The sequence below is a fragment of the Coralliovum pocilloporae genome, assembly GCF_030845175.1.
GTDB lineage: Bacteria > Pseudomonadota > Alphaproteobacteria > Rhizobiales > Cohaesibacteraceae > Coralliovum > Coralliovum pocilloporae.
Genome location: NZ_CP132542.1, coordinates 2,569,124 through 2,582,636 on the forward strand (window position 1 = coordinate 2,569,124; position 13,513 = coordinate 2,582,636).

General features: G+C 54.9%; 13 protein-coding genes. 11 read left to right on the forward strand and 2 right to left on the reverse strand.

Annotated features, from left to right (window positions below; all coding sequences use genetic code 11):
* Positions 1 to 71: 71 nt before the first annotated feature.
* Complete coding sequence (locus tag RA157_RS11760; protein ID WP_350336194.1) at positions 72 to 536, reverse strand: invasion associated locus B family protein; 465 nt, start codon at positions 534 to 536, stop codon at positions 72 to 74.
* Positions 537 to 1,127: 591 nt separating this feature from the next.
* On the opposite strand from RA157_RS11760, the gene coxB reads away from it, so the two are divergent.
* The 7 genes from coxB (at position 1,128) to RA157_RS11795 (ending at position 7,305) form a co-directional block, all read left to right on the forward strand.
* The gene (gene coxB / locus RA157_RS11765; protein WP_434058502.1) at positions 1,128 to 1,937 is read left to right on the forward strand and encodes a cytochrome c oxidase subunit II; all 810 of its coding nucleotides are present in this window, start codon (positions 1,128 to 1,130) and stop codon (positions 1,935 to 1,937) included.
* 86 nt (positions 1,938 to 2,023) lie between these two features.
* Positions 2,024 to 3,664 carry a cytochrome c oxidase subunit I gene (gene ctaD, locus RA157_RS11770; protein WP_350333316.1) on the forward strand — a complete coding sequence of 547 codons (1,641 nt, stop codon included), beginning with the start codon at positions 2,024 to 2,026 and terminating at the stop codon, positions 3,662 to 3,664.
* Between the two features lie 103 nt (positions 3,665 to 3,767).
* Positions 3,768 to 4,712 (forward strand): heme o synthase, encoded by a 945-nt coding sequence (locus RA157_RS11775; protein ID WP_350333317.1) that lies wholly within the window; start codon positions 3,768 to 3,770, stop codon positions 4,710 to 4,712.
* On the forward strand, positions 4,712 to 4,870 hold the full coding sequence (locus RA157_RS11780; RefSeq protein ID WP_350333318.1) for a cytochrome c oxidase system small membrane protein: 159 nt from the start codon (positions 4,712 to 4,714) through the stop codon (positions 4,868 to 4,870). The genes RA157_RS11775 and RA157_RS11780 overlap by 1 nt, the downstream gene beginning before the upstream one ends.
* 8 nt (positions 4,871 to 4,878) lie before the next feature.
* A complete protein-coding gene (locus tag RA157_RS11785) occupies positions 4,879 to 5,484 on the forward strand; it encodes a cytochrome c oxidase assembly protein (RefSeq protein WP_350333319.1) in 606 nt (201 codons plus the stop codon).
* 59 nt (positions 5,485 to 5,543) lie between these two features.
* Positions 5,544 to 6,425: a cytochrome c oxidase subunit 3 gene (locus RA157_RS11790; protein WP_350333320.1), complete on the forward strand. Its 882-nt coding sequence runs from the start codon at positions 5,544 to 5,546 to the stop codon at positions 6,423 to 6,425.
* A gap of 109 nt (positions 6,426 to 6,534) precedes the next feature.
* Positions 6,535 to 7,305 (forward strand): SURF1 family protein, encoded by a 771-nt coding sequence (locus tag RA157_RS11795; protein ID WP_350333321.1) that lies wholly within the window; start codon positions 6,535 to 6,537, stop codon positions 7,303 to 7,305.
* Here RA157_RS11795 and RA157_RS11800 read toward each other — a convergent pair.
* Positions 7,283 to 8,197 (reverse strand): DMT family transporter, encoded by a 915-nt coding sequence (locus RA157_RS11800; RefSeq protein WP_350333322.1) that lies wholly within the window; start codon positions 8,195 to 8,197, stop codon positions 7,283 to 7,285. The two genes, RA157_RS11795 and RA157_RS11800, sit on opposite strands and share 23 nt — an antisense overlap.
* A gap of 90 nt (positions 8,198 to 8,287) precedes the next feature.
* Between RA157_RS11800 and RA157_RS11805 the strand changes: the two genes are divergently transcribed.
* The 4 genes from RA157_RS11805 (at position 8,288) to RA157_RS11820 (ending at position 13,506) form a co-directional block, all read left to right on the forward strand.
* Positions 8,288 to 9,169, forward strand: coding sequence for a LysR family transcriptional regulator (locus tag RA157_RS11805; protein ID WP_350333323.1), 882 nt, complete (start codon positions 8,288 to 8,290; stop codon positions 9,167 to 9,169).
* A 220-nt stretch (positions 9,170 to 9,389) separates the two neighbouring features.
* On the forward strand, positions 9,390 to 11,471 hold the full coding sequence (locus RA157_RS11810; RefSeq protein WP_350333324.1) for a vanadium-dependent haloperoxidase: 2,082 nt from the start codon (positions 9,390 to 9,392) through the stop codon (positions 11,469 to 11,471).
* A 216-nt stretch (positions 11,472 to 11,687) separates the two neighbouring features.
* The gene (locus tag RA157_RS11815; protein ID WP_350333325.1) at positions 11,688 to 12,218 is read left to right on the forward strand and encodes a PAS domain-containing protein; all 531 of its coding nucleotides are present in this window, start codon (positions 11,688 to 11,690) and stop codon (positions 12,216 to 12,218) included.
* A 127-nt stretch (positions 12,219 to 12,345) separates the two neighbouring features.
* Positions 12,346 to 13,506 carry a methyl-accepting chemotaxis protein gene (locus tag RA157_RS11820; RefSeq protein WP_350333326.1) on the forward strand — a complete coding sequence of 387 codons (1,161 nt, stop codon included), beginning with the start codon at positions 12,346 to 12,348 and terminating at the stop codon, positions 13,504 to 13,506.
* Positions 13,507 to 13,513 lie beyond the last annotated feature (7 nt).

Genomic DNA, 13,513 nt, shown 5'->3' on the forward strand with positions numbered 1-13,513 from the left:
ATTATACGTATTTTGCCGAATGTAGAAATGCGTATGCCTACTCGAGGCTGCAAATCTTCGGTAAGCAGATGTTATGGCAGAGCTTTGAAGCCATCGCTGAAGCCGGACAATGAAATCGGAATGCCGATGCCTTCCTCCGGTGTCTGGAAGATGATGAAGGTCGCGGTCTGGCCCTTGGACAGCTGGCTGAGCTGTTTGTCATCCATCACCACTTCGGCGATGCAACCGTTTGGCAGGCAGCGGACAAATCCGGCCCGGCCCACATCAGCCGTGTCAATCTTCAAACCAAGTCCGGCAGGAAGCAGGATGCCAAGCGGTGCCAGAACCCGCAGGATGCGGGCCTTCTGATCGGCCGTCTTCAGAACAATCACGGTGAGGCTGACATTCTTGCGGTCTTCTGCTGTCACATACTGCATCAGAACGCATTGCTCGGAGCGTGCGCCAGGGGGCGTATCACAACGAAGATCCCAGTCGCCATGGCGGGATTTCACCACACCCTGAGCCTGTGCAGTTGGAAGGACGGTGGCTGTTGTCATGACGGCAGCAGCGAAAATGGACCAAATCGTCTGAGCAAAAGCGCTGCGGCGTAACACGATTAAGGCCTCCCCATTTGGCGAATCACTGGAATAATGCGTTAGCATAGACATTTACGAACGTCCGGAAAGAGTATCTCTTGCCCTGTAAGGAGTTTTATCCCGGACTTTCCCTCAGATTTTTCCATGCCGGTTCATTGCGGCAGGAAAGGGGCATGAGAACGGATTTGATTGCATGGTGTTCGAGGACGTTTACCCCGGATATCCAAGAGGGATAGCTGAAATCTGATGGTTTGGATCAGGGCGGGATTCTGATTTGTCAAGCGGTCAGATCAAGGGCGCGAAAAAATGCCGCATCACTTTTTTGCGTCCTTTGCTTGCGAGGTCATCGTCATTGTGCTTTGAAACGTTCTAATAAGGGAATTTCTGAGTCTTTTTGTCGCGCCCGTGGCGCTAATGGCTTATCAGACTCGTAGAAGACGAATGATTGCGTGCCTGACATCTCTGAAGAGGCGCGTTACGGAAGGGAGTTACGCCGTGAAAAGCATCGTGGAGCGCCTCGTCGTTCTGGCCGGTACCGTCAGCGCCATCTCCATGGCGATGGTCGGTGGTGCGTTTGCCGCGCAGCCGGTTGACTGGGGAACCGGTTTTCAGCCTGCCGTCACTGATGTGATGCGCGACATTGCCTGGTTCGAGGACATGACATTCTGGATCATGGCCATCGTTGTAGCCTTTGTGTTGCTGCTGCAGGTCATTGTCTATTTCAAGTTCCGTGAGAGCGCCAACGCCACACCATCCAAGACCAGCCATCACACCATGCTGGAAGTGGCCTGGACTGTTGTGCCGATCCTGATCCTGGTAGCGATCTCCATTCCGTCCTTCCGTCTCCTCAACAAGCAGCTGATCCTGCCACCGGCAGAGCTGACCGTTAAGGTGACCGGCTATCAGTGGTACTGGGGTTACCAGTATCCGGATAATGGTGATTTTGAATTCGAGGCGCTGCTGCTCACAGAAGATGAAGCTGCCGAAGAGAAGAAGCCTTACCTTCTGGCGACCGACTATGACATGGTTGTTCCTGTGAACAAGGTTGTCCGGGTTCAGGTAACCGCTGCTGACGTTATTCACGCATTCGCAATGCCGGCTTTCGGTGTTAAGATCGATGCCATTCCGGGCCGTCTGAACGAAACCTGGTTCAAGGCTGAGAAAGAAGGCGTCTATTACGGTCAGTGTTCTGAGCTTTGCGGCAAGGATCACGCCTATATGCCGATCACGGTTCGCGTTGTCAGCGACGAGCAGTTTGAACAGTGGACGAAAGCCGCGGCTGACGATATCGACGAAGCCAAGGAGCTTCTCGCATCGTTTGATGCCGAGCATGAAGCGCTGGTCAAGGTCGCTCAGCAGTAATTCACTCAGGGTCCTCGGCAGGCCGGGGGAGTTTTGGTCGGCGCTTCGGGCGTCGACGTAAAGGAAAAAGCCAGGGAGCTTGAAATATGGCAGGCACCGCAGCACATGCGGCCCATGATCATCCGACAGGATGGCGCCGTTGGGTCTACTCGACCAACCATAAAGATATCGGAACGCTGTATCTGATTTTTGCAATTTTCGCCGGTCTGGTGGGCAGTGCGCTCTCCGGTGCCATGCGTATCGAATTGCAGGAACCGGGTCTTCAGTTCTTCCCGTTGATTGCCCAGTACGTGCAGGGTTCCGATGATCCGGAAGCCGCTGCCCGGCATCTGTTCAACGTGTTCACCACCGCACACGGCCTGATCATGATCTTCTTCATGGTGATGCCTGCTCTGATCGGTGGTTTCGCCAACTGGTTCGTTCCGATCATGATCGGCGCACCGGATATGGCGTTCCCGCGGATGAACAACATCTCCTTCTGGCTTCTGCCGCCAGCATTCATTCTGCTGCTGATGTCCATGTTCGTTGAGGGCCCTCCGGGTGGTCTCGGTGTCGGTGGTGGCTGGACCATCTATCCGCCATTGTCCACCTCCGGTCAGCCTGGACCGGCCATGGATTTTGCGATCCTGTCGCTGCACATTGCCGGTGCATCCTCCATCCTGGGTGCGATCAACTTCATCACGACCATCTTCAACATGCGTGCGCCGGGTATGACCCTGCACAAGATGCCGCTGTTTGCCTGGTCCGTGCTGGTCACGGCATTCCTTCTGGTTCTGTCCCTGCCGGTTCTGGCTGGTGGCATCACCATGCTGCTGACAGACCGTAACTTCGACACCACCTTCTTTAATCCTGCAGGTGGCGGTGACCCGATCCTGTTCCAGCATCTGTTCTGGTTCTTCGGTCATCCGGAAGTGTACATTCTGATCCTGCCGGCCTTCGGCATCATCAGCCACATCGTGGCAACCTTCTCCCGTAAGCCGGTCTTCGGCTATCTGGGTATGGCTTATGCCATGGTCGCCATCGGCTTCGTCGGCTTCATCGTGTGGGCGCACCACATGTACACGGTCGGCCTCAGCCTTGAAGCACAGCGCTACTTCGTCTTCGCGACCATGGTGATCGCTGTTCCGACAGGTGTGAAGATCTTCTCCTGGATCGCCACCATGTGGGGCGGCTCCATCCAGTTCAAGACACCGATGTGGTGGGCATTCGGCTTCATCTTCCTGTTCACCCTCGGTGGTGTGACAGGTGTGCAGCTGGCCAATGCCGGTCTCGACCGCGCCTTCCATGACACCTACTACGTGGTTGCTCACTTCCACTACGTGCTGTCCATGGGTGCTGTCTTCGCCATCTTCGGCGGCTGGTACTACTGGTTCCCGAAAATGACCGGCTACATGTACTCTGAAGCCATCGGCAAGATTCACTTCTGGGTCACCTTCATCGGCGTGAACCTGATCTTCTTCCCGCAGCACTTCCTGGGTCTTCAGGGCATGCCGCGCCGTTATGTGGATTATCCGGAAGGCTTTGCCGGCTGGAACCTCGTATCCTCGATCGGTGCCTATATCATGACCGCTTCCATGCTGATCTTCTTTGTCGGTGTCTTCATGGCCTTCTCCAAGAAAGTCAAAGCTGCAGACAATCCATGGGGCGAGGGTGCAACAACACTGGAATGGCAGCTGCCTTCACCGCCGCCGTTCCACCAGTGGGAAAAGCTGCCGCGCATCAAGTAAGGCGCGCCTTTCCTTCCAAAACAAACCCGTCGGGATACGTCCCGGCGGGTTAAGACAACGCCGAAGAGAGCCTGAACAGGCCGCATATGTATAGGGTCAGTCGATGACGGTTACGGATAACAGTCTGGAAACACGCAGCGAGTTTGGCGCTGATGCTTTCGTCAGCCCCGGCGATGCGCGGGATTTTCTGGCTCTTCTGAAGCCACGGGTGATGTCCCTTGTTATCTTCACAGCCTGTGTCGGCCTGGCGGTGGCTCCCGGTGCTATCCACCCGCTGCTCGGCTTCGTGGCTCTCTTGAGCATTGCCGTTGGCGCTGGTGCCTCCGGCGCGCTGAATATGTGGTATGACGCTGATATCGATCGTGTCATGGGCCGGACAGCCAAACGTCCTATCCCTGCGGGTCGTATTCTGCCCGGCGAGGCTCTGGTTTTCGGTCTGATCCTGTCGGCCTTCTCCGTTATGACCCTTGGCCTTGTGGCCAACTGGCTGGCGGCCGGCCTTCTGGCTTTCACCATTTTCTTCTATGCCGTCATCTACACGATGTGGCTGAAGCGCTCGACACCGCAGAACATCGTTATTGGTGGTGCGGCTGGCGCGTTTCCTCCAATGATCGGCTGGGTGGCTGTGACCGGCTCTGTCACCATTGAGCCTGTCATTCTGTTTCTGATTATTTTCATGTGGACCCCGCCACACTTCTGGGCGCTGGCTCTGGTCAAGTCAGGCGACTATGAGAAGGCAGGCATTCCGATGATGCCGAATGTGGCTGGACCAGAGTCCACGCGCACTCAGATCCTGCTGTATTCGCTGGTCTTCGTACCCATCTGCCTTGCGCCTCTGGCTTTCGGCTTTGCTGGCTGGATCTATGGGGCCTTTGCCGGTCTTGGCGGTGTTGCCTTCCTCTATTATGCGGTGCGTGTGTATCGCGACCGTGAGGGGGATAAGGCACGGAAATCCTGCATGAGCCTGTTCGGGTTCTCCATTCTCTATCTCTTTGGTCTGTTTGCGGCTCTTCTGGGAGAGACCCTGCTTGGAATGGGAACGCTCTGATGGCTGAAGATGATTTCGTAGAACTGTCAGACCAGCAGAAGCGCAGCCGTCGTTCGCGCGCAGTTGCTCTCGGCATCGTGCTGGCGCTGTTCGTGGTGCTGCTTTACGCAGTGACCATCGTGAAGTTTGGCCCTGAAGTTCTGAACAAGAGTTTTTAGAGATCCGCATGACCGATCAGAAGCAGCAGACAGAGACCAGACAGACCAGCCGTAACGGTGTCACCGCTCTTTTGTGCGTTGGTGCGGTTGCGGGCATGGTTGGCTTGTCATTTGCCGCTGTACCGCTCTATGAACTGTTCTGTCAGGTGACGGGATATGGTGGCACGACCCAGCGGGCGGAAAGCCCGACAGGCGAAATCTCCAGCAAGACGGTTACTGTCTTGTTCGATGCCAATCAGGCCGCCAATGTGGTTGGTGATTTCCGGCCCGCCCAGCGCAGCGTCTCAACGCATATGGGCGCGACAACGGAAGTTGCCTACCTCTATACGAACACGTCAGACAAGCCGGTCATGACCACGTCCACGTTCAATGTGACACCGTTGCAGGCTGGCCAGTTCTTTAACAAGATTGAATGTTTCTGCTTTACGGAGCAGCGTGTTGAACCCGGAGAGACTGTCCGCATGCCGGTGGTCTTTTTCGTCGATCCTGATCTGGCCGACGATCCGGAGACAACATCCATTAACACCATCACATTATCCTACACGTTCTTCCCTGTTGATGACGCCGATGAGGTAGCATCAGTAGAGACGGACGAGCAGGACGATGCGAGTTAGAATGAGGCAATGAGGGGTCTGTTCCGGACCGCTCACTAGGGAGACCGGGGAGCTCATATATGGCTGACGCTCACGCTAATAATCACGATTACCATCTGGTAGATCCAAGCCCATGGCCGTTTGTCGGCTCCATGTCCGCTCTGGTCATGGCTGTCGGTGCTGTCATGTGGATGCATGATGGCTCCATGCTGGTCATGCTGGCAGGCCTGCTGGGCGTGCTTTACACCATGTTTGGCTGGTGGCGCGATGTGATCAAGGAATCCATCGGCGGTCATCACACCCGTGTGGTTCAGCTCCACCTGCGCTATGGCATGATCCTGTTCATTGCTTCGGAAGTGATGTTCTTCGTCGCATGGTTCTGGGCTTTCTTTGACGCAAGCTTCTACCCTGATGAAGTCGCGCAGGTTGCGCGCGTAACCGTGACAGAAGGCCAGTGGCCGCCAAAAGGTCTGGAAGTTCTGGACCCATGGCATCTGCCGCTCCTGAACACGCTGATCCTGCTCACATCGGGCACAACGGTAACCTGGGCGCACCACGCACTCCTGCATGGTGACCGCAAGGGCCTTGTCTGGGGTCTGGCTGCAACTGTCTTCCTCGGCGCGATCTTCTCCGGCGTTCAGGTTTATGAATATGCCCACGCACCATTCGCATTCGGTTTTGATGCTGATGCGGTTGAAGCACGGAACTTCGCTGAAGGCGGCACCATCTACAGTGCGACCTTCTTCCTGGCGACCGGTTTCCACGGTTTCCACGTTCTGGTTGGCACCATCTTCCTGATTGTCTGCCTGGCCCGTGCAATGGTTGGTCAGTTCACCACAGAAAAACACTTCGGTTTTGAAGCGGCTGCCTGGTACTGGCACTTTGTTGATGTGGTCTGGCTGTTCCTGTTCGTCTGCATCTACATCTGGGGCAGCGTTGGTGCTCCTGTAGCGGCACACTAAACTATATATGGGCAGTCACAGGATTGCTCAGACAGGATTACGGGGGAGGCTGACGTCTCCCCCTTTTCTGTTGAAGAGACGGGTCACGTAAAGGATGGTTGAGCCAGGAATGACAGAGGACAGCGCAGCACCGAAGACGAGACTGGGCATCAGGGACATTCTTGCTCTCCTGATCGCCTGCGGAGCTCTTGCTGTGCTGGTTGGTCTGGGGACCTGGCAGTTAAACAGGCTGGCCTGGAAAGAAGCGCTGATAGCGCGTGTGACAGAGCGGGTCAAAACACCACCTGAGACACTGCCAGGCCGGAATGCCTGGCAGGCGCTTAAACCGGAAGATTATCAATATCGCAGGGTTACCCTGTCTGGCCGTTTTCTCCATGACAGGGAAGTGCATGTCTATGCGGTACTGTCATCACCGAAAGGCGGGGTCTGGCGCGGGCAGGGCTACTGGGTGATGACGCCACTGAAACAGGATGATGGCAGCCTCATCATCATCAATCGCGGCTTTGTGCCGGACCCGCTCAAAGCAGCGGATACACGCGGTGACGGACAGGTCCCTGGTATCGTGTCCGTCACAGGGTTGATGCGTGTCTCAGAGGAGCCGAATTTTGCCTCACCGGAAGACAATGTGCCGGACAATCTCTGGTACACACGCAATGTTGCCAAGATGGCCAAGGCCATGTGGCTTGAGCGCGAAAAGACAGCTCCCTTCTTCATTGACGCCGAGAGCTCTTCTGTTTCTGGCAGGTCTCCGCAGGGAGGCGAGACACGTCTTGTTTTCCCCAATCGTCATCTCGGATATGCGATGACCTGGTATGGTCTCGCTGCTGCATTGCTTTGCGTCGTTGTCGCCTTTGCCTTTACCCGTTTGCGGAAGGGGTAACCTTATGGGCCTGAGCCCCAGTCTGTCTCCTGCCGCTGACGGACAATAGAACCCCTCCCATAATTATCAGGCTGCCGCCGAGATAGATACCTGTACTGGGCTCTTCGCCAAAGACCAGCAGGCCCAGGAGAGCTGCGAAGATGAGCCAGGAATAATCAACCGGTCCGACAACGGATAGTGGCGCCAGCCGATAAGCACGGATGGTGCAATACTGAGCCAGAATGGCGAGCGGACCAAGGCCCAGACATCCGATCATGGTGGTCAGGTCGACCTCCTGCCATGTGCTGAAGGCGGGCCAGGCCATCAGCAGGATGCCAAACAGGTTCACATGCAGAAGAACAGCGAGTGTCCGTTCTCTGAGGCTGAGAACCCGGATCAAGACGCCCTCCGCCGCCAGCAATAAAGCGCTCGCGAAGGCAGCAAGCGAGGGCCAGATGTCAAAGCCCCCCGTAAAGGCCCCATTCAGGCCAACAACAATGCCAGCCCCTGACAGTGAGATGATGATGGCAAGCCAGTGCAGCAGGCCTACGTGCTCATTGAGAAACACAATGCCGAGAAAGACGGTGAGAATGCCATAGAGCATGCCGATGGCTGTGGCATCTGCTATGGGCATTCTGGCCGAGGACCAGGTGATGGCAACAGCTGCAAAGCAGCCAAAAACAGCACGAACGAAATGCAGATGTGGCTTCGGGCTGATGCAGCTCCGTAGTCCATCGGTGTTCAGTGCCAGAACAATTACAGTGGCAGATGCACCGATGTAACGGAGAAATTGGATCTGAAAGGTGCCAGCATTGCCATCGGCAAACTTGGCTGCCGCAAAGATCACGGTGAAAAGGCCTGTGCTGGCAAGAGCCCACAGAATGGCGAATATATATGTCTGATGGATTGGCATTGGGTTTCTCTGAATGCAATTTGCTCAGACGAAATCATTTCTATACGCTGCTCTCAAACGAGAATTTTATACTCTGAATGAGATTTTCTAATGCAACTCCATCGGAAAATATCCCTGAACAGTTTGCGTGTTTTCCTCTCGGCTGCCGGGCATGGAAGTCTCAAGGCTGCGGCCATGGATCTGGGGGTGACCCCTGGTGCTGTCAGTCACCAGATCAAAACGCTTGAGGCCGTGCTGGGTGTTGAGCTGTTTGTGCGGACCAACAACACGATCCGCCTGACAGAGGCCGGTGAGGGCTTGCTGGCTCAGGCCCTGCCAGGGTTGAAAACAATGGAGGCCGCTTTGGAAAATGTGGTCCGGCAAACTCACGAACTTACCGTGAGGGTATCTGTGACGCTGGCCACGCGATGGCTTATCCCGCGCCTGGGCCTCTTCAACCGGTCTTTCCCCAATGCGCGGGTCCAGCTTGAGACAGTGAATAGTACAGGGCAGCCTCCGGGCCCTGAACCGGATATCTCGATCCTGTACTATAAGTACTTCGAGATACCGCCACAGGCCGACTGCATCCTGTCAGATGCAAGCCGACCCTATCTCTCACCTATGCTTCTGCAGCGGATTGCTGACCCTGGTGATCTGGAAGCCATTCCGGCAATCGAGTGCACCCGCAACAACTGGGACTGGCACTCCTGGCTGGCTGCCACAGAGCAATCCGGAACAAGACTGTCCTATGCCGGTTCCTTTGATTTCGACGATGCCGCATTGCGGGCGGCGGTCGCCGGGGTCGGAATGGTGCTCTCTCCTGATTTCATGATCAGGGATGATCTTGAAGCCGGTCGCCTCTGCGCTCTACCAGGTGCCGAAGCAGCTGTCCTTGGAAGTTATGTCATTCGCAGAGGGGTCCGCGAGACTGCTCTGGCAGACAGTTTTGTCCGATGGCTGAAGCAAATGGCGGAGGATGTCCAGGCTCTGTGAGAACTGACTAGGGTCAAGACTCGTTGCTGATGAACAGAGTGGACTGGAGCTATTTGTCCGGATCTTTGTTCGGGAGACGGAACCTCAATCTTAAGCCTCAAGTTGCTTGCAAGCGTGGAAAAGTAGCATAACCTGAAGATGTGTAATGATTTGAACTGCAATCAATTGTTTGTAATACTGGTTGTGGGCATGGATAGGTATTTCTACCCGGGAGGGAACGATGAAGCTGCCATACTCAGAACCGACACCGAAAGGTTCTGCCCGCGCCATGCAGGCAAAGGAAGTACGGGACCTTGCAACGGAGGTATCGCGCCTTCAGCCGCAGGCCTTGACAAGAACCAATGGCGAGGAGACCGATCACAGTGACAGATATCCAGCCAACTTCACCAAAGGTCTGAAACACAACAAATACGGGGTGCTGAAGGACCCGGAGCATTACCGGTGTTTTGTCGAAGCGATCAATTCGCCAAGCGAGACGCTGTTTGAAAAGCATGTGCCCACAGCGAAGGATACAGCTTACAACTGCCGGGTGGGGCCGTCATCCGGCGACGAGGATAATCAAACCAAATGGCGTGGTTGGGAAAGTCCACGCGCCGGGCATGTCTATGACCTTGAGGGGCCAGACGCCGGTGCTGTCGGGATGGCGCCTGCTCCCAGAGTCGGTTCAAGCGAACTGGCTGCCGAAATGGCTGAAGTCTATGCGCTGGCTCTTTTGCGCGATGTGTCATTCACAGATATCTGCAATGGAGGAGGAAACCAGCTTTGCCACAAGGGTGGACAGGCCGTTCTGTCCGCCGGGGAGATAGTCGAGGAGCTGAACAGCATGTCTTTCTTCTGCAGGAAGAAAGGCAAGATGGTTGTAACGTCTTCAACGCCGCATCAGGTGGATGGGACAGGACTGAACGCCTTCGAGCGAAACCGGCGCTATGGCCGAACCCTGTCTCTGGATGGCAAGCTGACAACGGCGAATGTCTTTCGTGGCTCAACCAAAGGCGCTCATGCCGGGCCATATATTTCGCAGTTTATGCTGATTGGCGCGGAATCACTGGCAGGGGCAGGGAGTGGTCCTAATTTTCCTGGACTGGATGCCGGTTTCGGGCCGGAGCAAGGCTTCATTCCTTATGGATCCCTCGTCATTGATCAGCGGACCCTGAGCCATAAAGCATGCCTCGACTATATGACGGACTGGTGTTCCTGGCTGGATGTACAGAATGGTGCGAATTTCAGGGGGGCAGATCAGTTCGAGGCGAAAAGGCGCTTTATCACTACACCGAGAGACCTGGCAACCTATGTCCATTATGACGCATTGTATGAAGCCTACTTGAATGCGTGTCTGATCCTTTTGGCAATGGGCACAAAGACTTCAAAAGGATTTCCGGAGAAGAGCCCGACGGGGCATCGGGATGCGTTTGCAACATTCGGTGGGCCACACATTCTATCGCTTGTTTGTGAGGTGGCAACCCGTTGTCTGAAAGCGGTTCGTCGACAGAAATTTAATTATCACCGCCGGGCAAGACCTGAAGCGCTCGGTGGCCGTCTGACCCTGTCTAAACTGGGGTGCGGGCAGGAACTGGGATGCGCCGCATCCTCATTTCAGAAAACTCTGAAAGAGATCCCGGACAACCTGCTGAAGGCCGTGATTGAGCACAATCGCAGACAGAATTGTGCTTCTGTGGCTGAAGTGAGGAAAATGACCTGTAAGGGAAAAGGTTGCTTGCCGCCTGGTGTCAAGACCAGCAAACACTTTGAAGATCGCAATCTGCTTTTGCCGATGGCCTTTCCGGAAGGGTCGCCAATGCATCCGGCTTATGGGGCAGGACATGCCACTGTCGCTGGTGGCTGTGTAACCATGCTGAAGGCCTTCTTTGAAATGTTTGAGGATTGCGACAGCTTCAAGGAACGAGAACTGCCGTTCTGTTTTGTCCCTGAAGAAGATGGAAACAGCCTCCGTAAGGAGACGAAGTGGCAATCAGCCCTGACCATCCAGGGTGAACTGGACAAACTTGCAGCCAATATTGCCATAGGGCGCAATATGGCCGGGGTACACTACTACTCTGATTACTATGACAGCCTGCGTATGGGCGAGCGGGTCGCTGTTGGTATCCTGCTTGAGCAGGCGCCTACCTATGGTGAGACCATCGAGATGACTTTTACATCATTCGATGGAGACCACGTCACGATTACCGGTGAGGCCGGGTCCTGCCCGTCCCTTTCCGTTATGGACAGAAATGGTGCTGTTTTGACGCCAGAAAACTGGTGGTTGCGGCACGTCAGCGGAGCCGAACTGGTGAATGATCTGTAGACGGTTGAAGTCTTAGCCCTGTTGCAGGTGGACAATTGTCCACCTGTTCTTATTTTACCTTTTAGTGTAAAGAGTTAGGTGCCTTCATAATGAAGTCACGAGTCGACAGCAACTTTTTCACGTATAATAAATTACCTCAATTTTAGCGTAATTTTACCTATGGTTAAGACGTATACCATTAGCGTTCCCTCAAATATTAATAGATGGGGGAACACCATGAAAGACAGCTCACTAACTGGTGTTGAACGGTTTTTTGATACCAATGAATTGATTGTCAGCAAGACCAATCTCAAAGGTCATCTCACATACTGCAATGATATCTTTCTGAAGATTGCTGGCTACACAGAGCAGGAATGCCTTGGAAAGCCGCACAGCATGATCAGGCACCCGAACATGCCGCGCTGCGTGTTCCATATGCTCTGGCAGACTATTCAGAATGGCCAGGAGATCTTCGCCTATGTGGTCAACCGCTGCAAGAATGGTGATCACTACTGGGTCCTTGCCCATGTTACCCCCAGCCGGAATGCAGCGGGCACCGTAACAGGTTATCACTCAAGCCGCCGGGTACCGGATCGCGCTACTCTCGAAGGCCAGATCATCCCGCTCTATGACAAGCTTCTGGCTGAAGAGCGGCGTCATGCAAACCGCAAGGATGGCCTGAATGCATCCATGAAAATGCTGACTGAAATGCTGCAGTCTGAAGGACGAGCTTACGATGAATTCATCGCCAAGCTCCAGGCAGCCTGACGGGCTGTTTGTCGGAAACGGTTCTGCCAAAAGCAGCCCTGATGCTTTTGGATGTTGTTTTGAGCGAGCTCTTCTCTGAAAAGCCCATCAGCTTTTCAGGAGCGCGCTATAGCGAAGGTCTAGACCCATGAAACTCTCTCTCCCAGGCAGCCAGAAAGCAGCCATTCGGCGGATAACAGAAGTCTGTGATGCAATTGCGGACGGCGATTTCGATGCGCGGATCACCAATATTCCCTCCAGCGGCGATATGGCCAGGCTGATGCATGCGGTCAACCGCATGATTGACCGCTCTGACGCCTATGTCAGGGAAACGCGCGCCTCTCTGGAATACGTAGCGGCAAACAAATATTTCCGGCGTATCTCCGAAGTCGGGATGACCGGCGCTTTCAAGGAATCAGCCCACACGATTAATGGTGCAATGGAAGCCATGGAAACGCGTATCGACGGTTTCCGGGATGTGGTTGGTTCATTTGAAGCAAAGATGAATGAAGAAGTCAGCGCGGTTGCATCAGCTGCCAGCCAGCTGGAAACATCCGCTCGTACCATGGAAGCAGTTACACATTCCACAGGCGAGCAGGCGGCGAATGTTGCGGCTTCTGCGGAAGAAGCAACAGCCAATGTGAGCACAGTGGCTGCAGCTACAGAAGAGCTGACGAACTCCGTTCAGGAAATCAATTCGCAGGTCAATCACTCCACCCAGATCGTTTCAAATGCTGTGGGAGAAGTCGAGCAGACCAGCCGTGATGTGATGGAACTGTCAAACGCCTCTGAGAAAATCGGTCAGGTTGTTGCACTCATCACCGAGATTGCCGAGCAGACGAACCTCCTTGCTCTCAATGCCACCATTGAGGCAGCGCGTGCCGGTGAAGCAGGCAAGGGCTTTGCCGTTGTGGCGTCCGAGGTGAAGGAACTCGCTGTTCAGACCTCCAAGGCCACAGGCGAAATCAGCGAGCAGATTTCTGCCATCCAGAACGCCAGCCAGCAGGCTGTCAGCTCCATCAAACGCATTGGTGAAACCATCGGCACAGTGGATGAGGTTGCGACTGTTATTGCGGCTGCTGTCGAGGAGCAGGGAACAGCCACCAACGAGATCGCCCGCAATATTGATCAGGCTGCGGTGGGCACATCCGGCGTCAGCACCAATGTAGCTACCATCAGCCAGGCTGTTGGTGAAAGCGGTGAGGCCGCAGAGCAGGTTCTGAGGGCATCTGAGTCCCTGTCAAAGAGCAGTGATGCGGTCAGCAGAGAACTGGACCAGTTCCTGACCGAGGTGCGCAAGGTCGTATAAGACCTCG